Genomic DNA, 23,540 nt, shown 5'->3' with positions numbered 1-23,540 from the left:
CACGGGCGGGGCCGGGTTCATCGGCTCGAACCTCGCGAACCGCCTCGCAGGCGACGACGACGGCGGGCGCGGCGACCCCGCCCATCGCGCCCAGCGTGTCGTGCGCGCCGAGCATCCGCCCGGTCCGCGCGGGGTAGACGCGGGCGATCAGCCGCACCGAGACCGTCTTGTGGACCCCCGTCCCCGCGCCGATGACGACCATCGCGGCGACGAGCGCGGCGAACGGGGCGTTGAAGACGATCGCGAGCGACCCCGCGCCGGCGACGAGCGCGCCCGCGACGATCACCCGCACCGGGCCGAGCCGGTCCGCGACCGCGCCGCTCGGGAACTGGAGGAGGGCGTACACGAGCATGAAGCCGGTGAACGCGGTCCCGACGGTGGCGTTGCTCACGCCGTAGGCCTCCTGGATCGACTCGAACAGCGGCGGGAAGAGGTAGCGAACGAACTTCCCCAGGAACCAGACGAGCGAGACGAGGACCAAGGCGTCGTACTCGCCGATCCGGTCCCGGTCCATCGCCAAGCCGTAGCCCGGTCACCCGTATAAAGGGCCTGAAGCGCTCGGCGGCTGCCGGTAAGGATCGATCTGTCATCTCGATTCCCGCGGTGGCGCGTGCCTGCGAGCGGCCGCCCTCGGCGGCCGCGAGTCAGCACGCGCGAGGGAGTCGCTGGCTCCCGAAGCGAAGCGGAGGGTGCCAGCGACGAGGCTGGGGAGGTGTGAGGTGCCGTGCGGTCGCGGGCGGGGAGGGACTCAAAGGGGCAGCCGCGAGGGCGGCGCAGGCGACGTAAGCACCACAGCGAGTGAGCGGAGCGAACGAGCGAGGAGCGCAGCGAGCGTGTGCCGCCCTCGCGGCTGGGGCTTTGGAGGTGTTCCCCGTCGATCCGCAGTCAACTATTTATAAATAAACAGCTGGCTTTGGAGACGTTCTCCGTCGGTCCGCAATCAGCTATTTGGCTCTGTTGAAATCCTATTCTACAGACACGTTCTCGCCTGAAACAGCTGGTCGCTGAAGAGTGCGGGTTGAATATCGGGAGTTCTACCAATTCAGGGAGACATTCGGATCGTCGTGCGAGATACAGCGCGCGAGTCGAGCACACAGACGACTATCTCGACCAGAGCGGAACAGCACACCGATGAACCCTCGCTGGACGACCACGCGGCAGCTCCAGTCCAATGCCGAGACAGCGAGGAAACCGATGAGTCTGATGAGAAGACAGGCCCACGACGCGCCCTTCGTCTTCGATAACTTGGGTCGGTTCTGCTCTCACGCACACGAAAACGACTGGCCCCCTGACCGAAGTCCTGCTCGGACCCGGTCCATCGCTCGCTGGCCGAGTTGGAGTTGCGGTCGTTTTCGCCTCTGTAGCTGAAGTCGGTATACAACGCCGCCTCGGGGAGCACAAACTGCGTGCTCCGGTGTTCCCCGTACGGCTCATACCCATATATAATATATTTTGTTCACATATATAGATTGAAACTTCTGGCACGAGCAACAAGAATTGGTATGGCAGAAACCGCATCCGTCCGCGTTGGTCACTGTTGTCCGGACGCACCGAACGTCGATGTCCACGTCGACGGCGAAATCGCCTTCGAAGACGTGCCATTCGAAACCATCAGCGAGTACGCCGAGCTGCCAGCTGAAAGCCACGAGATCGCTGTCACGCCGCATGGCGACGACGAGGCAGTCCTCGATCTGACAGTCGAACTTGAGGCAGACCGCGCGTACTCGGCGCTTGCGACTGGTATGCTCGCTGAAGCCGAGTGTACAGTACTTTCCGACGCCCCCGGTGATGTCGAAGCCGACCAAACTCACGTCCGGTTTGTTCATGCCTCACCGGACGCTCCCGCCGTCGACGTGCGAGTCGCTAACGGTGGTCCGACCCTGTGTGAAAATATCGAATTCCGAAGCGCCAGCGAGTACGTTCCTGTTGACGCTGGCTCCTACGATCTTGAGGTCCTCCCGCACGGAAGCGACGACATCGCGCTCTCGCTGCCTGACACCGAACTTGACGGCGGCGCCGCAGTCTCAGCAATCGCGGTTGGGCAGGCAGGTGACGACTCGCTCGGCGCAGTGTTCGCGGACGACACCCAGTAGCCTCCCGACCTCGATTTTTCATGCTACTGGTCGCTAGAGCTGGCCGCTTAGTCGGCTTCGCACGATGTCTCCATGCGTTACACACCAATATGAACGAGCAGCGCTCACCGAGTTTGAAATGCCTCGGTACGGCTCCGTTGAAATTCTCAACAAGTGATCTGTTCTCGGTGTCCTGCTGAATACAGCGCGCATGTGTCTCAATCTCACATGGCGTGTAACTGAACAGCAATAATGGCTATTAGAACTGATATGTGGATCGAAATGTATACTTCCGGAACAGGCCGTTGTATTGGTATGAGTGGCAGTCAGGTCGCCTGCGCCGGAGTGAGCGATGGACGGTAGCCGTGACCGCGGCGTTACGACCGTCGTTGCCACGATTCTCATGGTCGCCATCGTGGTGATACTCGCTGCTACCATCGGCGTCGTCGTTCTTGACTTCGAGAGCGAGCTCCCAGAGCCCCAAGAGCTGCGCGGGTTCGGCGACGCGGAGGTGACGCTCGGGCCCGAACACCGATCGTGGGGCGGGTGGAACAATGGTAACAGCAATCCCCCCCGCGGAGACATTGACGTCGTTCGAGTGCCCTACGTCGCAGGGCCGACCTTCCAAGGCGACGAGATCGGTTCGATACTGGTCAGCTGGGAGGGTAGCGACGGCGAGGGCGGTCAGGTTCGGTTCCTGAACCCCAACCGCTTCGACGCGGACACCGGTCAGACGTTCCACGACGGCGATGTCGGGGAGTTCTGTACCGGCGATTTCGGCGTCGGTGAGACACTGACAATCCGGATGGCTCACAACCGGTACCAACAGGGGGGAACCGGTACCGACGTGTCAGACATTGGTGAGCAATATGTCGAGTCGAACCAGAATGACATCGCTCGCGGCGGCGACGAACCCTTCTTTCGCGTCGAAAACAGGTATCCGATCGATTTCAGCGGCGACCGCCCGATGGAGCCGGGAGACTCGGTTGAGATCCTTTTTATCGGCGTCAACGACAAACAGCCCATCGCCAGAACGACCGCAGTCGCGGCCGCGGCGACCGGCGACCCTACGGAACGGGACAAGCCGGAGTGTCGCTGAAACCCGTCGACCGTCGCGAAACTACATACATATCGCTACAGAGTCTATCTTAGCCCTGACGTGACGTTCTCCCCAGAGCGAACGGCGGAACCTCCCGGGCCGTAGGTGGGATATTTATTGATTTCCGAGGCTCTGTCGAAATACATAATTTTTGATATTTTTTGAGTCGTGCTGAACACAGAGCCCATATATTCCACCTACGGTGTGAACGTTTTTTTAACAATAACAGCGCTCGAAGGAGTATGAACAATTAGAACCGTAAGTTCGTCAGCATCAGGATTACTACCTACTGGCGGTTCACGAAAATCGGCTCCTCCCACGTTTATTTCAAATTGGATTGTGTCACCAACGCCCCACGTGTTTGGATCGTTACTCTCAATTTCTTTATTGAAATACAATATTATGTTCTCAGGATCTTTCTCCTCATCAAACTCGGGGAGGTTAACCAGTCGTGCTTCAGTATCCACATCGGGGCCAGATGCCCGAACGACAATTTCCAATTCTTCAGCGGGAACGCCCTCTCCAGATATGTGCGTAATACGTACACGCTGGGCATCCGCCCCTGGCTCAAACTCTCCACTCGTCTGGCCAACGATTGGCGCAGGCTCGTTTAGATTCTCTGTAGCACCAAACAAAAACACGGCTCTGGTGAATCGCTGTAAGACGGCGGGATAGGTCGTCACATCAAAGGAAGTGAAGCGGAAAATCGGCGATGCCTATGTCGAATATCTCCCGCTTCACGAGCAAGGCGGTCACGTAGCTAAAAATGCTGTTGGTGGCCGAGGCGAAGCCGCCGCCCCCGAAGGGGGTGTGGGGGCTTCGCCGACTACGCCGTCGTTTCTCTCCACTGTCTCCGGATTTACCTAGAGAAATCCTACCGCGAGGCGCTTGATCTCTTGAGCGAGATGCCACAAATAGTGGCCGAGATCGGTTTCGAAACGTCCGATCTCCCGCATCACTCGACGCTAGTCAAGGCGTTTGACACATTAAAGATGAAGATCTGGCGAGTGCTGCTGCGCCTCTCGGCGCAGTTGCACGACACCGCTGATCACACCGCGATGGACGCGACGTTCTTCGACCGCGAAACCGCCAGCAAGCACTACTGCCGCCGGACGAACTACCGCGTTCAAACGCTGAAAACGATCGCGCTTGTCGATACAAAAACACAAGCTGTACTTGACGTTCACTGTACGACCGAGAAACGTCACGACACGCAGATCGGCTGGCAACTCGCCTGCCGCAACGCGGGCGAGATTGCCAGCCTCGCGGCCGACAAAGGGTACGATTGGCAGCGATTACGCGAGAAATTGCGCGAAGAAGGCGTGAGACCGCTGATCAAACACCGTGAGTTCCGACCCGTCGATTGCGCGCATAACGCGCGAATCGACGAGTCTCTATACGGCCAGAGGGCGCTGTTTGAAACCGTCTTCTCAACGATCAAGCGGACGCTCGGCCACGCGGTGCGTGCCCGAGCGTGGTACCGCGAATTTCGTGAAATTGTTCTGATGTGTGCGGTCTACAACATCAAGCGAGCCGTGAAACCGTGAAATCAAACGCCTTCTAGCGATTTTTCTCGATTCACTCCTGATCTGAGAATCGGCCCGGAAACGCGCCTCAGACCTGACGCACGCCGAGTTCAGCCTGCACCCTCGCCGTCGAGCAGTCTCGCGGCCGACTCGACGTCGCCGAAGTACCCCAGCGTGTGGCTCTCGCCGCCCGCGGTGGTGATCTTGACCGTGTCGTACCACTCGGGTAGTACCCCGGCGAAGAGGTCGGAAGACGGGGTAACTTCGGTGATCTCGGCGCGGCGAACCGACCACTGCGTCGCGCCCGTCAACTCGTTGTGGGCCACGACTGCGTCCGGGTAGACATGATAGACCACGTGTGCGCTGACCACCCACCCGACGACGAGTTCGACGAGGACCCGGACGCCGACGACGACCGCGACGCCGACCGCGGCGCCGACGACGGGGCCGGACGGCGTGGTGAGCACTCCACCGCCGACGAGCAGTCCGACCAACCCACCCACCAGAACGGGGAACAGCATCACTCCCAGCACGGAGACGAGGACACCGCCGATCACCGAGGCGACGAGCGTGCCGCGGCGGTCGCTCTCGAACGACGCGACCGGCTCGCCGTCGGGCGCCTCGACCGACCGTTCGCCCCCGACGGTCTCGTCGCTGAACACGGCCGACTCGACCCACCCCGGGTGGCGGAGTTCGACGAGGTCGTAGGCAACCCGCACGGCGACGACTGCTAACCCCAGGCCGAGGCGGCCGACGCCCGTGGCCGCCGCGCCCTCTAGCGCGAGCGGGGCGACGACCGCGAGGACGACCACGAGTACCAGGTACCGCCGAGTACTGCCGCCGGTGGCGGCCGTCGACTCGTACGTCTCCGTCCGGAGCCAGTCAACAAATCGGACCGCTTGGCCGACCACGACGGCGAGGACCGCCAGCCAGAGAGTCTGTGGTGGCGCGAACGTCGTGACGACCGGCGCGACCGCACCGGTCAAGAGGAGTCCGGCGAGCGGCCAGAAGGCCGCGATCGGAATCACCGCTAGGACAACGTACGGGACGTTCCGCGGGTACACCGGGGGGAGCCAACTCGCCAAGCGGACGCCGCCGCGGACGTCCGCGAGCGCCGCGAGCGGGAACGGCATCCTCGTGCCGCACGGTCTGTACGCCTCCGAGGGCGGGAGCTCAGCAAACAGGGATTGGAGGACGCCCCGACCGGCCGCGATACCCGCTTCGACCCAGTAGACGAACAGCAAGAGCTGTGGGTCCCACTCGAAGCGGAGGACACCCGCGACCAACACCGCGGCAACTAGCGCCATCCGATACCACCACCAATTCACGGTGAAATAACCTCTCTACGTGAGTAAAATGATTGTCTCCTTCGCCGGATGTTCGCTCGCGCTCGGGATGTGGAATCAACAGTGACTGCTCTGATAAATCGCCATATAGCGGTTGATTTCACGGTATCACAACACGTTTGATGTTGTGAATGACACATTTCACGACGAGTTCACGAACATTATGAGACCACGTTCGCGCTCGCACGGCATCGCCGATTTTCGCTTCATTTTCCAAGTTCTCACGGTTGAAGCCGACGCCGCTTAGTGATTCACCAGAGCCAAAAACACGGAAATCGTTGTAGCTAAAACTACCACAATTGCGACCACGAGAATAGTCGAGACAACAGGAGTGACAGCACGATCCCATCGACCCATTATTTTAACCATTCTCTACTGAGTAAAATAGCCTTGGAACTCACTGCTGTACTGATCCTCTGTATCTCGCAAGACGTTCTTGACAGCATTAAGAGTGGTATAGTCCGAATCTGGTCTGTAAGAACCCTGTATTGACCGCAAGCGGGTCAGAATGTGTCACCTGTTGAGAATTTCAACAGAGCCAGCCATTTATAACCGAAGGGCTGGGTGCCTGAAAAAATCCGCCGTCACCCGCGAGAGCAACGGTCGATAACCGATTCGCGGACAGTATCTTATTTAAAACGGCCCTTTCCCGCCGCCCATCATGTCGCCGAGGCCGCCGCCCTCGCCGCCCATCTTCTTCATCATGCGCTGCATGTCGCCCTCGCCCATCCCCTGGAACTGGCCGATCGTCTCCTCCATCATCGAGTGCTGCTCCAAGAGCTGCCGGACCGTCTCCTCGTCGGTGCCGGAGCCGCGGGCGATGCGCTCCGTGCGCGACTGGCCGACGACGCGGGGGTTCTCAAGCTCCTCTTCCGTCATCGAGTCCATGATGCGCTCGAAGCGGCGCATCCGGTCTTGGGTGACGTCCATCGCGTCGTCCGGGAGCTCGTCCATCATCCCGCCGCCGAGCCCGGGGATCATGTCCATCACCTGGTCGAGCGGGCCCATCTTGTTCATCGCGTCCATCTGCCGCTTCATGTCCTTCAGGGTGAACTCCCCCTGAAGCATGTCCTCCGGGTCCCAGTCTTCGTCCTCCTCCTGGGTCTCCTGTATCGCGCGCTCGACGCGCTCGGAGAGCTGCTTCAGGTCGCCCATCCCGAGCAGCCGCGAGATGAACCCCGAGGGCTCGAACCGCTCGATGTCCTGAACGGTCTCGCCGGTGCCGAGGAACGCGATGGAGGAGTCCGTCTCGTTGACCGCCGTCAGCGCGCCCCCGCCCTTGGCGGTCCCGTCGAGCTTGGTGATCATCACGCCCTCGATGCCGATCGACTCCTCGAACTGGCGGGCCTGCTCCTTCGCGCCCTGCCCGATCGCGGCGTCCAAGACGAGCAGCGAGCGGTCGGGGTCGACGACGCCCTCGATCTCCTCGATCTCGTCGATGAGGTCGTCTTCGAGCGCGTGCCGGCCGGCCGTGTCGACGATGTGGACGTCGGCGTCCTCGGTCGCTTCGAGGCCGTCGCGGGCGATCCGGACCGGGTCGTCGCTGTCGGGGTCGCCGTAGAACTCGACCTCGGCGCGCTCGCACATCTGCTTCGCCTGGTCGTACGCGCCCGGACGGAACGTGTCGGTCTGGATGACGGCGGGGCGGAGCCCCTTCTTCGAGAACCACCAGGCCATCTTCGCCGCGGAGGTGGTCTTCCCCGACCCCTGGAGGCCGGCCAGCAGGATCGTCTGGTTCTCCAGCGGGAGCTCGGTGGAGTCGCCGACCAGCTCGACCATCTCCTCGTAGACGATCTTGAGGACGTGGTCCTTCGCGGTGGTGCCGCCCGGCGGCTCCTCCTCGAGCGCGCGGGACTTGATCGAGTCCGACAGCTCCATGACGAGGGAGACGTCGACGTCGGCCGAGAGGAGGGAGCGCTGGATCTCCTTGACGATCTCCTCGACGTCGCTCTCGGAGAGTCGGGACTTCCCCTGGAGCTTGTCGAGGCTGCTCCGCAGGGACGTGCCGAGGTCGTCGAGTACCATTTGCCGGAGCTAGGCGGGCGACGCGGTAAAGCTTTGTTCGTCGGCGGTGGCGGGATACGTCGTGACTGTCGGAGCGACGAAGCGATCAGTTTAGTGGCGCGCCGACAGACCAGTGACCGCCCGCACCGATGGACCTCGACCGACTCCGCTACTACACCCGGTGGCACGCGTTCGCGAACGACCGGGGGTACCGGGCTCCGGCGGATCCGTGGGCGACGATACGAGTCGATCCGACGGAATTACGACACCACAACCAGCGGGTTCGCCTCGATCGAGGTATCGGCCGCGTCGAGGGCAGTGACTGGGACATCGATGGACTGGACCCATTCCGCGAGACGGCAGTGTTTCGGTCGATTCAGCGGCGGTACGAGGAGGGCGATGCGTGGGAGGAGACGCCCCTGTACCGTCGGGCGAAAGAGCAGTTCGAGGCCGGCGGGCGCGTCCGCGGATACGAAAGCATCGACGAGTATCGACAGGTACGTCTCGCGTATCTCAACGACCTGATCCGGTCGATCGAGGAGGAAGGATACCGGCCAAACGCTGAGGCAGAACACGAGCCGGCGTCGGCCGAGAACGACTTCGAAGGGGCGTACGTCCACCGACTCGAACCGGTCACCGCAATCGGACGAGAGGGAGGGGTCCAACTGTGCGAGGGGTTCCACCGGGCGGCGATCGCGTCGGTATTAGAACTCGACGGTATACCGGTGAACGTCCTGTGCCGCCACGAGGAGTGGCAACGGATTCGAGACCGGATCGCTTCCGATCCGTCTGCGGCCCAGGACCGAGAACTGCCGATCGATCCCCGCGTACACCCGGACTTACGAGGTCTCTCTCGGGACAAAACCCGATAGCTGGTCACGCGGGATAGACAGTCAGCGACGGGAAGTACGTTGAGTAGAACCCCTCGTCGAAGCTGACCAGCCCGTCGCAGTCGACGGCGGCGTGCGCGCCGATGAGGAAGTCGGACGCCACGTGCTGGCGCGGCGAGAGCGACTCGCCGCAAGCCTCGCAGTCGACTGAGCGCTTCTCGCCGCACGCGGGACACTGGATCCCATCTGGTCGACAGTCCACGTATTCTCGGAAGCGCTCGCCCGCGGCAAAGCGGGCTTCGCGCGAGAGATCGACCACGTCGACGCTGAAATCCGCGAGAAAGCGATCGAGGTCGGCAGCCGACTTGAAGCATCCGTCGGCTGCGAGTTCGGCGTAGACGACCGGCGCGACGACGACCGCTCCGTCTCGATACGCGCGTCGGAGCGCCGCCTCGCTGGCGTCGGCGTGTTCGTCGTCGTACAGCAGCGCGAGGAACGCGTTCGTGTCGACCGCCGTCGTCACGAGTCGGCACCCGTCTTGTCGTCGTCGGAACGCTCGTCGATTTCGGACAGTTCGTCGGTCTCTCTCGGGTACTCGCCGCGAAGACGACGCATCCGCTCCGGCATCGTCTCGTCGCTGTCGGCGCTTCCCCGATGCGTCTCGAACGGGTCGTCGCCATCCTCGGTCGTCGGTGTCCGCTTCTGGAGTCGATACTCGGAGCCAACGCGCTCGAAGTCGACCTCGTCCCCGGGTTCGATCCCGAGGGCGTCGCGGATCTCTTTCGGGATAGTGACCTGCCCCTTCGTGGTGACTCTGGGCATGCGTCGTTCGTACTCTCGTGTTAATACTAAATAAGTATTACTTGTAGGCCACCGGTCGAGAGCGGACAGACGAGTCCGAGACCGTCCTCCGCCTCAGACCTCCTCGGCGATGTACCGCTCGATCCGCGTCACGAGCTCCGGGCGGAACGTCCAGAAGCCGTCCCAGACGTTCGGCTCGTCTTCGAGCGCGAGCAGCGCGACGTGGTCGCCGTCGCCCCCGTCCGGCGGCGTGAACACGACGAACCACGACCGGCGGTACGGGGAGGAGGTGCCGGTGTGGACCGTCACCGGGAACTCCGACAGCGAGTCCACGTCACCGACGCCGTACACGTGGACGTCGACGCCGGTTCCGGCGACCCGTTCGTACACCGACCGGGTCCCGCGCTCGTCGTCGATCCGCGAGAGCCGCTGGAACGAGGCCCGGAGCGTGCCGTCCCCGTGTTCGGCCGCGATCCGCTCGATCACGCGCGAGATGATGATGAGGAGGAGCTTCTCCTTGTTCGAGGCGGGGTAGCCGCGGACCCGAAACGGGACCTCGTCGAGCCCCTCGAACACGGCCGGGAGCGCGACCTCGTCGAGTTCGATGGTGCCGGTCTTGTACAGGTCGGAGTTGATGAGCAGCACCGATTCGAGCAGTTCGTCGAGGGTCGAGCGCGCGACGACCGACCCGTCCTCGACGAGCGCGACCACGTCGTCGTCCGCCGCGGAGTCCGCCTCGGCCTCGCTGACCGAGACGGGCTGGCCGTCGAGCAGCGAGTCGAGCAGGTTCCGGACCGGGTCCGGCGACGACCGGTTCAACAGGGCCAGGTGTCGGTCCGGCGCCTCGAGCTCGTCGAAGAACGAGCGGAGCGATTCGGCCATACCTCTCGTCGGGCCGAGCGAGTGAAAGGCCTTACCTCCGGTCCCCCTCGTCGACGAGCCGCGCGCCCGCGGCGTCGATCCGACAGCCCTCCGGGTCGTACCCCGCGTCGGAGAGCCCGGTCCCGAGCGCGAAGACCGTGCGACCGAGCATCGCCATCGCGGCCTCGCCGCCCGCCGATTCGACCGCCGCGATCGCCTCCGCGATCTCGGGGACGAGGAGGTCCGCGTCGCGGGCGAACCCGCGGGCCGCGTCCGTCAGCGTCTGGAGCCGGGGGTCCGCGCGGAGCCGGTCGAGCGCGTCCTCGCCGGCCGCGGAGAGCGCGGCGGTGTCGCCGCCGAGGACGGTTTCGGTCGAAAGCTCCCCGAACGTGACGTACTCGACGCGCGCGGTCCCCGGGATCCCGTCGAGTTCCCCGACCCCCGGGGCGCCCGGTTCCAGCCGGATCGGAACGCCGCCGCGCGCCTGCGCGACCACGTCGCCGAGGCCGGTCCCGCGACCGACCTCCGCGGCGTGGGCGATCCCGACCAGGTCGTTCTCGGAGCGCCCGCGGTCGAACGCGTCGTTCGCGGCGAGGGCGGTCCCCAGGGCCGCGGCGCCGGAGACACCGAAGCCGGCGCCGATCGGGAGGTCCGTCTCGACCGCGACGTCGGCGGCGGTGGCGTCCAGTTCGGCGAGGACGTCGTCGACGGCGCCGATCGATCCGAACTCGCCGTCGATAGTCGTGTCCCCTTCGCCGTCGCCCGTCGCCCTCTCCGCGTCGCCCGTCACCCCCTCCGCGTTGCCCGTCACCCCCTCCGCGTCGCCCGTCGCCCTCTCCGCGTCGCCCGCCGACACTCGGACCGTCACGCCGTCGGTGAGCGTGACGCCCGCGCCGCGCGACCCGGCGACCGCGGGATCGTCGGCGGGGTGCGCGCTGAAGAAGGCGGTGACGTGACCCGGGACGAACGCGGTCGCCCGCTGACTGCTCATGTAGCGGCCGACGAGCGGACCGCGATTAACGGTTGTTATCCGGGACGACGCGGACGTGGGCGGGCGTTCGGCGCCGGTGGCGGAGGGGGCCGCGGGCGAGCGGATCGCCCGCGGACGGGATACCGGCTGCGGCCGATCGGCGCGACACCGCAGGCCTAAGTACCGGCCGGACGAACTCGGGCCGTATGCGAAACCAGTTGCGTCCCGTCCTCGCCGCCCTGCTCGCGCTGGTCCTCCCGGGGCTCGGCCACCTCTCGTTGCGCCGGTGGGGGCGGGCGCTGCTGTGGCACCTGACGATCGTCGGCGGCGGGGTCGCGCTGTTCGCGCTGTACGACGTGGAGCCGGTCAACCCCCTCACCGACCCCGCGGCGGTGTCGGCCGCGGTGCCGACCGACGTGGCGGTGCCGATCGCGCTGTTGTCCGCGCTGTCGGCGCTCGACGCGTACCTCGTCGGCCGGGCCGACGCCGCGGCGCGCGAGCGCGCCGACGCGGCCGCCGAGGCGATGCGGCGTCGCGCCGCGAGCGCGGACGGCGACGACGGGTCGGGAACCGTCCGGGGTCCGCCGAACGCGACCCCCGCCGACGAGGACGGCGGGTCCCTCGACGTGACCTGTCCCAACTGCGGCAAGGAGGCCGACGCCGAACTCGACTTCTGTCACTGGTGTACCGAGCCGCTCCCGTGGGCGGAGACGGAGTGACCGGCGGGGTACGCGGACGATCTGTTAGCCGGGCGATCGGTGACGCGGACGGCTCCGCCGGTACCGAGAGACTGATTGCTCGCCCGTCCCGCGTGAGAGTCGATCGATGACGGGTGACTCGTGATGCCCGGCTGGATACCGACCGGGTTCCTCGGCCTCTTCGGCGTCGTCGCCGGCGCCGCGCTCGTCGCGTTCGCGATCCTCCTGCCCGTCTGCGTCGGGCGAGAACGCGTTCGGGGCGTCCTCGCGGACCGAGACCTGGTCCGCGAGCGCGCGGTCGGGATCGCGCCGTACGTCGGCGCGCTCGCGCTCGTCCTCGCGGTGAACAAGGGGTTTATCAGGCGCATCGAGGCGTTCTCGTTCGAGTACGGGATCCGAGCGACGACCGCGATATACGCGGTCGAGGGCGACCTCGTGGCCGCGATACAGGACGGGATCCCCCGGTGGACCGTGTACTACTTCGGGCCGGTGTACGTCGTCGGCTACGTCGTGCTGCTCGCGTTCCCGATCGCGGCGTACGCGTTCGCCGAGCGCCTGCGGCCGCTGAAACGACTCGTCGCGGCGTACGCGGTGAACTACGCGGTCGCGATCGGTTGTTACGCCGGGATCGTCGCGTACGGCCCGCGAAACTACCTGACCGTGCCGGGAGCGAACCCGAACGCGGCACCCGTCGAACCGCTGCTCCTCGACTGGTTCGGGGGCGTGACGCAGCTCACCTCGCAGGTGAACGCCGCGACGAACGTCTTCCCCTCGCTCCATACCGCCCTGTCGGTAACGGTGTTCCTCGCGGCGGTCTCGACCCACGAGGAGTTCCCGCGGTGGACCTACGTCGCGGGAGCGTTGACCGGCAGCATCGTCGTCGCGACCGTCTTCCTCGGTATTCACTGGGTGACCGACGTCGTCGCCGGCGGCGTCCTCGCGGCGGGAAGCGTCGCGGTCGCGAACCGGATCGTCGGTTGATCGGGGGCGTAGTTTCTCATCTCTGATAACTGCGAGCCAACTATCATATAACCCCGTCGCGACGGATCGGGCACGGACGCGAACGACGGACGGAACATGAGTCTGAATCCACGACGATACGACGTACGGGAGCTGCGCCGGATCGCGGACGCGCCGCGAGACGGTGCGGACGGAGCGCCTCGGGAGCGGGCGCTCCGGCGGCCGAACCGGAACCGGGCCGAGCAGGCGGCGCGCTCGGCCGCGTTCACGGAGCTGCTCCAGCGTCAGCGTGGGAAGCGGTTGAACGGCGGCGAGAGCGCGGATCGGCCGTACCTGACGGCGATCCCGGCGTCGCCCGCGGCGGAACGCGAGATCGGTGAGTGGCTCGGCTACCTCGTCGACATCGGCGGCCACCTGCGGAGCCGGGACGCGCTGTCCTACTACGGCGAGCTCGACTGGGTCGGCGACGACGCGGTCGCGGCGCTGACGCGCCGACTCGAGGGGTTCGACGCCCCGACGCGCGACCGGCCGTTCACGCCCGCGGACCACCGGATCAGCCTCGTCTCCATCGTCCGGATCGCTTCGTGTGCGAGTGACCAATGAGCGACGACGAATCCACGGACATCAACGAAACGGACGAATCGGCGGCGGTCGGCGTGAAATTAGGCAGCACCCGAACGGTGCTCGACGTCCCCGACGGGCGGGGCGGGCGCGAGCGCCACTCGGTGCTGACCTGTCTGGCGACCTACGAGGACGCCATCACCGGCGAGGAGAAGGTGCTGTTCGGCGAGGAGGCCGCGGTCGAGTACCCCGACCGCGTGCGCTTCATGCTGCGCTCGGGACTCCCCGAGGACGACGACAGCGTCGCGGACGCGGAGCGCTTCTTCGAGGCGGTCGTGGACGCCCACGACGTGCCCGAGGACAGCGCGGTCGTCTACGCGGTGCCGACCATCGACAACGAGGCGGGCGTCGAGAACCTCAAGTCGGTGATCGAGGGCTCCTCCATCGGCCAGGTCGAGACGCGGAGCTACCCCGAGTCGCTGTGCGGGGCGATCCCCGCGTACGGCGACGAGCTCGACGCGATCGACGAGGTGTTCGTCTCGATCAACCTCGGCTCGACGACGATGGAGGCGTGCGCCTACCGGCGCGGCGAGCAGCTCTCGCCGTTCTCGACCGGCTCGGTGACGGGCAACGAGGTCGACCGCCGGATCGTCGCCGCCGTCGAGGAGGAGAGCCAGGGCCGCGTCCACATCGACCGGACGACCGCCCGGGAGTACAAGGAGGAACACGCCGACGTGTACGACTTCGAGCCGTTCACCGACGTGATCCAGCAGCCCGGGGGCGGGAGCCACGAGTTCACCGTCGACCGCGGCGTGCGCGAGCCGGTCGACCGGTACATCGACGAGGTCGTCGACGTCGTCGCCAACGAGTTCCTCCCCGAACTCGCCAACGACCACATGAAACCCTACCAGCTCGCCCTGGGCCGCCCCGTCGCCGCCACCGGCGGCATGGCGTGTATCCCCGGACTCACCGAGGAGTTCGAGAAGCGGCTCACCGAGGCGCTCGACCGCGACGTCGAGGTCGTCTCGCCCGACGAGCCCGCCACCGCGGCCGCGGAGGGCGCGGCGCGCATCGCGGAACGGCTGGTCTGAGCGGCGCGCGAGCGGCCAGTTCGGCTCTATTATTTTCGAACCCCACAGCGACCGGTCCGCGCTATGCGTATCGAGACTACTGCGGTGGCGCGTGCCTGCGAGCGGCCGGAGCGAAGCGGAGGCCGCGAGGAGCACGCGCGAGGGACGCGGTGAGTGAGGGGCGACCGTAGGGAGTCCCGAACGAACCGCGAGGCTGGGGAGGCGTGAGGTGCGGTCGCTGTACGGGGCGGGGCTCAAAGGGGCAGCCGGGAGGCGGGCGCAGGCGAAGCAAGGACCGCAAGGAGCGAGCGGAGCGAGCGACGGAGGACCGCAGCGAGCGTGCGCCCGCCTCCCGGCTGGGGCTTTGGAGGTGTTCTCCGTCGAGCTTCAGTCAGTTATGCATGAGCAGTCATCCGACACGTCAGCGACGGGTCTCTCCGATCCGAACACCACTGCTTATACGTCGTAAAGCCGCTCGGCGTCGTCCGCCTGCCGGCGGTAGATGCCCCGCCCCTTCAGCCGCGGCACCTCGTGGCGGTGGAGCCGCTCCGCCCGGGTGTCGTACACGAGCGGGAAGACGTTCGTCCGCCGCTTCGCGACCGTGAACCCGGACATCGCGTCGAGCAGCGACGCGTCCGGATCCGGGACCGCGAACGTCACGTAGCCGATCGGCGTCGGGGCCTCGCCGCCGTCCGCGCGCCCCGGTCGGGGGTCGATCCGGTCGGCGAGCACCTCGCGGAACGACGCCGCGACGCCGACGAGCGTCTCCGCGTCGACCCCGTCCGTCTCGCTCTCGTCCGCCCCCACGAGCGTCGCCAACACCGCCACGTCGCCGAGCGTGTCGTCCGTCTCGCGGGCCGCCCACAGCCGCTCGAACGCGTCCGTCCCCGCCTCGACCGCCTCGAAGCCGTGTGCGCGTCGGTTCGCCGCGACCGCGTCCCGGTAATCGCTGATGTCCATACGACCCCAACGACCCACATGGTAAAAAATGACACACACGATCCGCGGGGGAGCGCCCCGACAGTAAGGCTATACGTGCGCCGGTGCTCTCGGGCCTATTATGACGCGGACGCGACGGCGGTACATCCGGGCGGTCGGGGGCGCGGGCGGGCTGGCCGCTCTCGCCGGCTGCGCGTCGACCGGCGGCGACGGGAACGACTCCGACGGGCCGCCGGGGTCGGACGGGAACGGCGGCGACGCCGGCGGCACGCGTCCGGAGGGGACCGGCGGCCCGGGCGTCTCGATCGTCGCCACCGACGGCGACGTGGACGTTGGAGTCCAGCCGAGCGTGGAAGTCTCCTACGAGGCCGCGACGGAGGACCGCCCGCCGCAGCTCCGGACGACGCTGACGAACGCGGGCGACGAGCGGGTGCGCGTCGGCGACGGGCGGGCCGTCCACTTCGAGTACGTCTACGACGAAGACGACGCGCTCGTGCTCCTTCCCGGCGGCGAGGAGTACCCCGCCGAACCCGACTGCTGGCGGCTCACCGACCAGATCGCGGTCACGGAGGAGTACCGGACGTTCGGGATCGCCGCCGGCAAGTCGAGCGAGCGGCTCGTCGACCTGTACGCGACGCCCGGTGAGGACGCCTGCCTCCCGGTCGGCGAGTACCGCTTCGAGACGACGATTTCGACCGTTACCGCCGACGCCGAACCGGAGTCGTCGACGACGTGGGGGTTCTCGGTCGTGCTGGAGTGAGCGGCGGCCATCGGACCGCGTCACGCGGACTACGTACCGCTCTATACTCCTCATAGCAACCGTTATCCGGACCCGTCGGAACGGTCCCGTATGAGCGACGACGTCGTCACGTTCGGGTTCGTCTGCGTCCAGAACGCCGGTCGCAGCCAGATGTCGGCCGCGTTCGCGGAGCGCGAGCGCCGCGAGCGCGGCCTCGACGACCGCGTCGAGATCGTGACCGGCGGCACGCACCCGGCCGACGAGGTTCACCCCGAGGTCGTAGAGGCGATGCGAGAGGTGGACGTCGACCTCTCTGACCGTGTCCCCCGCGAGGTCTCGACCGCGGAACTCGACGCGTGCGACGTGGTCGCCACGATGGGCTGTTCGACGCTGACGCTCGCCGACGGCGTCGAGGGACGAGACTGGGCCTTAGACGACCCGCACGGGCAGGACATCGAGCGCGTTCGGGATATCCGCGACGAGATCGAGGGGCGCGTCCGAGACCTCTTCGACGAGTTCTTCGACGAGGCGTAGGCGGCTCCAGACCGAGGATACCTTCGGCTCGCGTCGTTGCTCGCGGCGGAAGTAGTCCCGGGCGGATTCGAACCTCAGTCACTCCGCTTCGCTCCGTTCCCTGCTTCGAACCCGTGGTCGGGACTATTCGTCCTCACTTCGTTCGGAGAATAGTCCCGGGCGGATTCGAACCGCCGTCAATGGCTGACTTCGGGCACCCGACGAGCGTCCTTGCCGGAACGCCCAACGGCCGCGTTTGCGTCACGAACGCGGACGGATTCCCTCCAAAGGCCATTATGATTGGCCACTACACCACGGGACTGCGACTCCGGCTAACCGGCGGGCACTCAAGTACGTTACTCTCCTCGGCGCCGGAGACCCCCCGACTACGCCCCTTCCTCGATCCGGTCGAACCGCTCCTCGAAGTTCTCCCGACAGGAGCCGCAACAGAAGTGGTACAGCGTCCCGTCGATCCGGGCCGACTCCCCCTCGGCGGTGACGGTGTTGCCGCACTCGACGCAGTCGACCGCGAGGTCCGCGTCGCCGACCGCGGGCGACCACTCGTGGGCGTCGAGCGGCCGCACCGACAGCTCGGTCACGGTCTCTAACCCGACCGCGTCGTCGACGAGGTCGCGGGCGGTCCCCTCCTCGACGCGCGCGACGACCGTCACCTCGCCGTCGGCGGTGAGGAACGCGTGTTCGACGCGCTCGTGGCCCGCGACCGCCTCGTGGACGCGGTCGGCGTGCGCGGGCGCGACGGAAAGCGTCGCGAGGACTCGCAGCCCGTCGGAGAGCGCGTCGCCGTCGATCCGGAGCGTGAACCCCTCGATCACCCCTATCTCGCGGAGCCGGTCGACGCGGTCCGACACCGCGGGCGCCGACAGGTCCACGCGCTCGGCGATGTCGCTGTACGGGCGCCTGGCGTCGGCCAGCAGCAGCCGGATGATCTCTCGGTCCGTCTCGTCGAGCGTGCGCATGGCCGGGCGTTCGACCGGCGCGGGCAAAAGGCGTCCGGGCGTCGGGCGTCCGGGAAACCGGTCGGCCTCGGGGGCGACGGAAAGGCAATTGTGCCCGCGGCGCCAACGGCTGCCCATGACGACGATAGACATCGACGGTATGTCGTGTACGGGCTGCGAGGACAACGTGACCGACGCGCTCGGCGAGCTGCCGGAAGTCGAGTCCGCGAGCGCCGACCACGAGGCGGGCACCGCGACCGTCGAGGGCGACGCCGACCTCGACGCGGTCGTGGCCGCGATCGAGGACGCCGGCTACGAGGCGTCGACGTAGGCGGCCAGCGCGAACCGAGAGCGGAGGCGACTGAACGGCGGTCGGAGGAACCGGTCGCGGCCGGGACGGATCAGGCCCGGTCGTCGCTCTGACCATCCATCCCGTCCGCGTCGTCGTCGGTCGAGCGGGCGTCAGTCCCCCAGACGTCCGCTTCCTCCGGCACGTCGACGCCGGCGTCGTCGGTCCCGCCGTCCGGCGAGTCGCCGTCCTCGGACGGGGGCGAGGCGGTCGCGGCCGAGCCCGTGCCCTCCGGCGCGGTCGCCCCCGAATCTGCGCCGCCGCCGACCTCCGCACCGTCGGCAGTCTCCTCGTCGGCGGCGCTGCCCGGCGCGGGCGGGCGGTAGGTGTAGATGAACTCCCCGGAAACGGCGTGGAAGGCCCCCGTCTCGGGGTCCTTCACGACGCCGGTGTCGTTGTCTATCGCGAAGTCGACGAGGTCCCGGAGCGAACCCGCCTCGGCGGTGGGGCGCTCGTGAACGGATCCCGGGAGCCGGAACGTCGTGATCCACTCGTCGAACTCCGAGCGGTCGTCGCGGTACGAGAGATACTCGCGCTCCGCGGGCGTGAGCGCGAGGTCGTACTCCCGGGTCGCGTAGCCGATCCCGCCGGCGCCGACGAGGCCGACGAACAGGAGGAGCGGGCCGCCGAACGACCGGAGCACGCCGTACTCCCGCTCGACGGTCTCCGACACGGTCCGCTCCGTTGTGGCGGACTGGACGCCGGGATCGGAGACGGAGTAGGTGGCGCCGTCGTGGGATATCGTCATGTCGAGCGTCTGCGTCGACGTCGTGGGGACGCCACCGATCGACCCGTCGACGGCGACCTCGGTCCTGACGAACGTCTCTGTCTGTCCGGGCGAGGCGCCGAGCCCCTCTTCGATCGCCGCCACTCGCCCGTCGATCGCGGTGCTGTTGAGCGTGAACGAGGCGTTCACGGGCTCGCCGGGGGCGACGTTCGAGACGGTCTCCGACGCGAGCGGCTCCGTCTCGCGCCAGTAGACGGTCCCCTGCTCACCGACGTTGCGAATCACGAGGGCGGAAGCCAGTTCGACGGTCACGTTCTCGGCGGTCGACGCCGCGTAGCTCGTCGCCACGCTCACGTCGAGTTCGGGAGCGATCCGCGTGAAGTACGTGCTTCGCTCGTCGAGCACCGCGCCGGTCTCGAAGACGGCGTTCGGCTCCGTCACGGTCGCGCTGTGCCGGTACTCGCTTTCGACGGTGAGCGAGGAGACCGTCCGCGTCTGCGTCTCCGTGCCGGGATCGACGTGCGTCGTGTACGCGAGCCCCGCGCCGACCGCGACCAGGAGGAGGCAGACGACGAGTATCGCCGTGGACTGTGCGTTCAAAACGGCGCGGAGTCGGAGACGGGTTTCGTTTGGGTCTGAAGCCATGGTCACCTGTAGAACTCGCGGAGGAGTCGCCTGTGGAGGGGGGGCCGCTCGCGGGAGTCGCGCGACCGGATCCGGGCGGGCTCGCCGCGCAACAGCACCAACCCGATTCCGACGATACCGCCGCCGAGAAGCCCGTTTATCGCGACGAGCGGCGCCCAGGGGTGGACCCCGTACAGCTCGTCGACGATACCGGGCGGCAACACGGCGAGGTAGCGGTGTTCGACGACGAAGAGCCGGTAGTACCCGGTCTCGTCGGGCGCGGACAGCGTCACCGTCGTCGACGCCTCGCCGCGACTGCCGACCGAGAGCCGCTGCGGGTCGACGTCGACGCCCGGGCTGGCCGGCGTGACGTACGCGTACACGGGGACGAGCCCCGAGTTGGGGACGACGTACTCGATCTCCTGGCTCGTGCCGCGCTCGATGACGGTCGGGTTCTCGGACTCGAACTCGGCGCTCACGACGCCGTACTCCTGTGTCCCGGCGGGGACGACCATCGCGGCCGTCGCCGTCGCCATCAGCACCAGCGCCAACACGCCGAGGATCGCCAGCATGGAGGTGCCGTCGTCGCGGGAGCGGTCGCGCGAGCCGCGGTCGCGCGTGCCGGCGTGGAGGTACCAGTCGACCGCGTACGCGACCATCGACAGCCCGAAGACGATGTATGCCAGCCCCTGCGTTCCCAGGAACGCTCGAGCACCGAACGTGACCGCCAACCGCGTCTGGACGGCGCCGAGCGCGGACTGGAAGCCCATGGCGGCGGTACCCAGATGAGGGATCACGACGACGCCACCGCCGATCTGGAGCGCCTTCGCGACGATCTGCGCGTCCTGAACGACCGGCTCACCCCCGTCCTGATCGGTGAAGGGGTTGTTGTCCCCGCGGGTGATGTACCCGCGTTCGGTCTCCTCGACGACTCGGTGGGTCGTGAGGCCGCCGCCCTGGATCTCTTGAGCCTCGAAGGTCACGACGTCCCCCGGCCTGATATCGCCCGCGATCTGGGCCGGGATCGCCACGAACCCGTCGCCCGGGTCGAGCGTCGGCTGCATGCTCCCCGTCTCGACGTAGCTGAGGAGGATCGGTTGGCCGAGGAACTGCCCGACGACGAGCGAGAGGACGACCAGCACCGCGGCCACCTGGAGGGCCACGGACAGCGTTCGTTTGATGGACATTGTGTCGGACTCGAGCGGGACGGGCTCGCGGACGACCGTCGGAATCGGGTTCCTGTCGCGCGAGCGTCAGGTAGCCGTCGATCGCTGAAGGGCGGCGTGTCCTAATAAGTTCGTGGGTGGAGGCGAGTCCGGACGGTTGCGGACGGCCCTAGCCGTCGAAGGCGCCGCCCGCGAGCAGCGCGAACGGGGCGATGAAGCCGAGACAGAACCCGAGGAAGTGGACGTAGAGGTTCACGACGCTCCCCCCGCCGGCGGGGTTCGACGGGAAGCCGACCACGGGGTACCCGACCGCCACCACCGCGCCGACGGCAAGCAGGTCGCCGTAGCCGGGGCGCGACGCGACCGATTTCGCGTGTGTCCGGATCGGGCGCGGGAACCGCACCCCGCTGCCGGCCGCGTACAGCACCGCGAGGAGCGCGCCCGCGAGGCCGATCGCCGGCCCCGCGAGCCCGATTCCCTCCGTCGAGACGGGGAGCGCGAGGAGCGCGATCCATCCGACGAGCGCGAAGAAGACCGCCGGCAGCGCGGCGACGGAGGCCGCGGGCGCGAACTGCTCGCGGGCGTAACAGTACCACAGGATCGGGAGCAGTCCCGCGAGCGCCATGTTGACGCCGGAGAAGCCGAACCCGATCGCGTCCCGCGGGACGGCGAGGTTCAGCGCGGACAGCGCGAACGGAAACGCGCCGAGGTAGGTGACGAACGCCGTGAAAAAGAGGCGGCGGCGCCCGCTCAGGACCGCGAGCGCGTAGCCGACGCCGGCGAGGAGCCCGTACCCGACGAGGTTCCCGAGGAGGTGGTCGGCGCCGAGGTGGACGTAGTGTGCCGTGAACGCCGACGGCAGCGTCGGGTCGGTGTACGCGAACGCGAGCGAGCGCCGGGTCGCTTCCGGCAGCGTGAACACCGCGAGCAGGACCGCCGGCACCGCGAGCAGCGCGAGCAGGTCGACCGCGCGGACGCTCGCGAACAGCTCCCGGCGGAACGCGCGGTCCGCGCGCCGGTCGGCGGCGTTGGCAGCGCGGTCCCCCCCGTCGGTCGCGGACGTCATCACGGGTCCGAGGTCGGCGACCAGCGGTTAAGAACTGTCGGCGCGCGACTCACCGCCGCAAAATCGATGCCCGAGAGGGCGGTCCGGACGAGAGCCACCCCCGCCGACCGACCAGTCATCGCGGCATCCGCCGGACGAGCGCGAGGGTGGCAAGAGAGATTATCATGAGCGCGAGCGGACCGGCGAGGTCGGCCGGATCGATCCCGAACGGCTCTTCCGAGGGCCCGGTAACAGTGGCGGACTCGTCAGTGCCGACATTCGACTCGTCGCCCGATCCCCCCGCGTCGTCGCTCGCTGGGTCGCCGACGAGCAGGGTGCCGACCCGAGTCCCGTCGACCGCGAGGTCGTAGGCGCCGGCGGTCTCGAAGGTCGCGTCGAACGCGACCGTCGCCGTCTCGTTCGGCGCGAGCGTCACCGTCTCGTTCGCGATCGGGGTGCCGTTCGCCGTCAGCGTCACCGTGCGCTCGCCGGGCGCGCCGCCCCCGTTCCGCAGGGTCGTCCGGACCGTGACGTTCTCGCCGGGGTCGACCGCCCCGGGCGCGACCGTCGCCTCGGTCACGTCGTACCGGGGGGCGTGCGCCGCGACCGCGAACGTCGAGGACGGTTCGGTCGTCGCGCGGAAGTGGACGCGGTCCTCGGGGAGCCCGAGGATATCGACGACCGCCTCGTCGACGACCGCCACGGGCTTCGCCTCCCAGTCGCCCGCGTCCGTCCGCCGGTAGAGCGCCACGTCCTCGGGGTCGGTCCCGGTCGCGTTGAGGTACGCCGGGTCCGCGCTGAAGCGGATCGTCATCGCGTCGACCGCGTCGGGTGCGAAGTCGTAGTCGAGCGAGAGGTACCCGACCGGGCGGGGACGCGTCGGCGCGGTCAGCGCGCTCCCGTTCGCGAAGGGGTCCGAGCTCCCCGCGGCGTCCAGTTCGACGCGCTCGGTCCGGACGCCCATCAGGTCGATCCCCTCGAGGGTGACGTTCTCGCCGTCGATTTCCATGCCGTCGGCCAGGAACCGGACCTCCTCGCCGGACTCGATACCGCTCGCGACGAACCCGCGGCGGTCCGCGCTCGGGGAGACGACCGTCGTAGTCGGGCCGCCGTCGCCGATTTGCTGGGTCGACGCGCCCATCGCTTGGGTCGTCACCTTGTCCGGCTCCGCGATCTTCGCCTCGATCGAGAACTCGTCGGCGCCCAGCTGCGTCCCGGCGGCCTTCCCGCGCGTGTCGAGCGCGAGGCCGACCGCGACCGTCTCGTTCGGCGCGAGCGTGACGTTGTTCGCCTCGCCCTCGATCGAGTCGCCGTCGGCGACGAAGGTGACGTTCTCGCTCGCGTACTCGATCCAGACGTGCGCGTACTCGTCAGCCGTGTACGTGATCGTGAACACGTCGTCGATCGTCCCGGTCGCCCCGACGTTGACGCCCTCGAAGGAGGGGTCCTTGATGTTCGGGTTCGACGCCGAGACGTCGATCGCGATCTCGTCGTCGTCATTTAAATACGCGTACCGCCCGTTCGGGCCGTCGGCCGGCTGGATCGCGAGGTCGCCGTCGGCGACGGTGTCCGCGTCGCCGTCGATCACCGCCGCACCCGTGGCGAACGCGAGCGACCCTGCGGCTACGAGGAGGAGGGCGAGGGTCAGGGTGCGGCGGGCGGTGGGCATCGGTGGTTATTCTAC

Annotated in this window: 25 protein-coding genes, 1 tRNA gene and 1 pseudogene; 10 read left to right on the top strand and 17 right to left on the bottom strand. The window is 67.3% G+C overall.

Annotation, left to right across the window (positions count from 1 at the left end):
• Positions 1-514, bottom strand: a 514-nt coding sequence (locus EXE45_RS06340) for an MFS transporter (RefSeq protein ID WP_137693841.1), incomplete at its 3' end; no start/stop codon positions are given.
• Between the two features lie 988 nt (positions 515-1,502).
• Between EXE45_RS06340 and EXE45_RS06335 the strand changes: the two genes are divergently transcribed.
• Together EXE45_RS06335 and EXE45_RS06330 are read left to right on the top strand one after the other, a co-directional pair.
• Positions 1,503-2,093 carry a DUF4397 domain-containing protein gene (locus tag EXE45_RS06335; RefSeq protein WP_092920981.1) on the top strand — a complete coding sequence of 197 codons (591 nt, stop codon included), beginning with the start codon at positions 1,503-1,505 and terminating at the stop codon, positions 2,091-2,093.
• A 331-nt stretch (positions 2,094-2,424) separates the two neighbouring features.
• Positions 2,425-3,171, top strand: coding sequence for an archaellin/type IV pilin N-terminal domain-containing protein (locus EXE45_RS06330; RefSeq protein WP_092920980.1), 747 nt, complete (start codon positions 2,425-2,427; stop codon positions 3,169-3,171).
• A gap of 197 nt (positions 3,172-3,368) precedes the next feature.
• On the opposite strand, the gene EXE45_RS06325 is transcribed toward EXE45_RS06330, so the two are convergent.
• Positions 3,369-3,854 (bottom strand): hypothetical protein, encoded by a 486-nt coding sequence (locus EXE45_RS06325; RefSeq protein ID WP_092920979.1) that lies wholly within the window; start codon positions 3,852-3,854, stop codon positions 3,369-3,371.
• 35 nt (positions 3,855-3,889) lie between these two features.
• Here EXE45_RS06325 and EXE45_RS06320 point away from each other — a divergent pair.
• Positions 3,890-4,718: pseudogene (locus EXE45_RS06320) on the top strand (IS5 family transposase).
• A gap of 89 nt (positions 4,719-4,807) precedes the next feature.
• On the opposite strand, the gene EXE45_RS06315 reads toward EXE45_RS06320, so the two are convergent.
• From EXE45_RS06315 to EXE45_RS06275, 8 genes are all read right to left on the bottom strand, one after another.
• A complete protein-coding gene (locus tag EXE45_RS06315; RefSeq protein WP_092920978.1) occupies positions 4,808-6,004 on the bottom strand; it encodes a DUF6498-containing protein in 1,197 nt (398 codons plus the stop codon).
• Between the two features lie 282 nt (positions 6,005-6,286).
• The gene (locus tag EXE45_RS21805; RefSeq protein WP_137693840.1) at positions 6,287-6,400 is read right to left on the bottom strand and encodes an archaellin/type IV pilin N-terminal domain-containing protein; all 114 of its coding nucleotides are present in this window, start codon (positions 6,398-6,400) and stop codon (positions 6,287-6,289) included.
• Between the two features lie 276 nt (positions 6,401-6,676).
• A complete protein-coding gene (locus tag EXE45_RS06300; protein WP_137693839.1) occupies positions 6,677-8,068 on the bottom strand; it encodes a signal recognition particle protein Srp54 in 1,392 nt (463 codons plus the stop codon).
• Positions 8,069-8,307: 239 nt separating this feature from the next.
• Entirely contained in the window at positions 8,308-8,730 is a 423-nt protein-coding gene (locus EXE45_RS06295) for a hypothetical protein (protein ID WP_137693838.1), read from the bottom strand.
• A 193-nt stretch (positions 8,731-8,923) separates the two neighbouring features.
• Positions 8,924-9,400: a PIN domain-containing protein gene (locus tag EXE45_RS06290; RefSeq protein ID WP_137693837.1), complete on the bottom strand. Its 477-nt coding sequence runs from the start codon at positions 9,398-9,400 to the stop codon at positions 8,924-8,926.
• The gene (locus EXE45_RS06285) at positions 9,397-9,699 is read right to left on the bottom strand and encodes an AbrB/MazE/SpoVT family DNA-binding domain-containing protein (RefSeq protein ID WP_137693836.1); all 303 of its coding nucleotides are present in this window, start codon (positions 9,697-9,699) and stop codon (positions 9,397-9,399) included. Before EXE45_RS06285 ends, EXE45_RS06290 begins: the two co-directional genes overlap by 4 nt.
• Before the next feature lie 93 nt (positions 9,700-9,792).
• Positions 9,793-10,560, bottom strand: a complete 768-nt coding sequence (locus EXE45_RS06280; RefSeq protein ID WP_137693835.1) for a DICT sensory domain-containing protein — start codon at positions 10,558-10,560, stop codon at positions 9,793-9,795.
• A gap of 31 nt (positions 10,561-10,591) precedes the next feature.
• Positions 10,592-11,530, bottom strand: a complete 939-nt coding sequence (locus EXE45_RS06275) for a pantoate kinase (protein WP_137693834.1) — start codon at positions 11,528-11,530, stop codon at positions 10,592-10,594.
• A 185-nt stretch (positions 11,531-11,715) separates the two neighbouring features.
• Here EXE45_RS06275 and EXE45_RS06270 point away from each other — a divergent pair, with 185 nt between their 5' ends.
• The 4 genes from EXE45_RS06270 to EXE45_RS06255 all read left to right on the top strand — a co-directional run bounded on the left by EXE45_RS06270 (position 11,716) and on the right by EXE45_RS06255 (position 14,819).
• Positions 11,716-12,228 carry a zinc ribbon domain-containing protein gene (locus EXE45_RS06270; protein WP_137693833.1) on the top strand — a complete coding sequence of 171 codons (513 nt, stop codon included), beginning with the start codon at positions 11,716-11,718 and terminating at the stop codon, positions 12,226-12,228.
• Positions 12,229-12,351: 123 nt separating this feature from the next.
• Positions 12,352-13,188, top strand: a complete 837-nt coding sequence (locus tag EXE45_RS06265) for a phosphatase PAP2 family protein (protein ID WP_137693832.1) — start codon at positions 12,352-12,354, stop codon at positions 13,186-13,188.
• A gap of 96 nt (positions 13,189-13,284) precedes the next feature.
• The gene (locus tag EXE45_RS06260; RefSeq protein WP_137693831.1) at positions 13,285-13,770 is read left to right on the top strand and encodes a FlaD/FlaE family flagellar protein; all 486 of its coding nucleotides are present in this window, start codon (positions 13,285-13,287) and stop codon (positions 13,768-13,770) included.
• Entirely contained in the window at positions 13,767-14,819 is a 1,053-nt protein-coding gene (locus tag EXE45_RS06255; RefSeq protein ID WP_092920970.1) for a hypothetical protein, read from the top strand. Before EXE45_RS06260 ends, EXE45_RS06255 begins: the two co-directional genes overlap by 4 nt.
• 435 nt (positions 14,820-15,254) lie before the next feature.
• On the opposite strand, the gene EXE45_RS06250 is transcribed toward EXE45_RS06255, so the two are convergent.
• Entirely contained in the window at positions 15,255-15,758 is a 504-nt protein-coding gene (locus EXE45_RS06250; protein WP_137693830.1) for a hypothetical protein, read from the bottom strand.
• A 100-nt stretch (positions 15,759-15,858) separates the two neighbouring features.
• Here EXE45_RS06250 and EXE45_RS06245 point away from each other — a divergent pair, with 100 nt between their 5' ends.
• Positions 15,859-16,497 carry a hypothetical protein gene (locus tag EXE45_RS06245; RefSeq protein WP_137693829.1) on the top strand — a complete coding sequence of 213 codons (639 nt, stop codon included), beginning with the start codon at positions 15,859-15,861 and terminating at the stop codon, positions 16,495-16,497.
• 90 nt (positions 16,498-16,587) lie between these two features.
• On the top strand, positions 16,588-17,010 hold the full coding sequence (locus tag EXE45_RS06240; protein ID WP_137693828.1) for a low molecular weight phosphatase family protein: 423 nt from the start codon (positions 16,588-16,590) through the stop codon (positions 17,008-17,010).
• Between the two features lie 150 nt (positions 17,011-17,160).
• Here EXE45_RS06240 and EXE45_RS06235 read toward each other — a convergent pair.
• Both EXE45_RS06235 and EXE45_RS06230 read right to left on the bottom strand, forming a co-directional pair.
• A tRNA-Gln gene (locus EXE45_RS06235) sits at positions 17,161-17,311 on the bottom strand.
• A gap of 64 nt (positions 17,312-17,375) precedes the next feature.
• The gene (locus tag EXE45_RS06230; protein WP_137693827.1) at positions 17,376-17,966 is read right to left on the bottom strand and encodes an AsnC family transcriptional regulator; all 591 of its coding nucleotides are present in this window, start codon (positions 17,964-17,966) and stop codon (positions 17,376-17,378) included.
• Between the two features lie 115 nt (positions 17,967-18,081).
• Here EXE45_RS06230 and EXE45_RS06225 point away from each other — a divergent pair, with 115 nt between their 5' ends.
• A complete protein-coding gene (locus EXE45_RS06225) occupies positions 18,082-18,276 on the top strand; it encodes a heavy-metal-associated domain-containing protein (protein ID WP_137693826.1) in 195 nt (64 codons plus the stop codon).
• Positions 18,277-18,346: 70 nt separating this feature from the next.
• On the opposite strand, the gene EXE45_RS06220 is transcribed toward EXE45_RS06225, so the two are convergent.
• From EXE45_RS06220 to EXE45_RS06205, 4 genes are all read right to left on the bottom strand, one after another.
• On the bottom strand, positions 18,347-19,666 hold the full coding sequence (locus tag EXE45_RS06220; RefSeq protein WP_092920964.1) for a DUF5305 domain-containing protein: 1,320 nt from the start codon (positions 19,664-19,666) through the stop codon (positions 18,347-18,349).
• Between the two features lie 2 nt (positions 19,667-19,668).
• The gene (locus tag EXE45_RS06215; RefSeq protein WP_137693825.1) at positions 19,669-20,832 is read right to left on the bottom strand and encodes a signal peptidase I; all 1,164 of its coding nucleotides are present in this window, start codon (positions 20,830-20,832) and stop codon (positions 19,669-19,671) included.
• A gap of 148 nt (positions 20,833-20,980) precedes the next feature.
• Positions 20,981-21,877 (bottom strand): hypothetical protein, encoded by an 897-nt coding sequence (locus EXE45_RS06210; protein ID WP_092920962.1) that lies wholly within the window; start codon positions 21,875-21,877, stop codon positions 20,981-20,983.
• Between the two features lie 115 nt (positions 21,878-21,992).
• Positions 21,993-23,525: a CARDB domain-containing protein gene (locus tag EXE45_RS06205; protein WP_137693824.1), complete on the bottom strand. Its 1,533-nt coding sequence runs from the start codon at positions 23,523-23,525 to the stop codon at positions 21,993-21,995.
• Positions 23,526-23,540 lie beyond the last annotated feature (15 nt).

The sequence above is a fragment of the Halorubrum sp. SP9 genome (assembly GCF_005435015.1).
Taxonomy (GTDB): Archaea; Halobacteriota; Halobacteria; order Halobacteriales; family Haloferacaceae; genus Halorubrum; species Halorubrum sodomense.
Note: the sequence above shows the minus strand (reverse complement) of the source record. Positions and strands in the feature narration are given on the sequence as shown.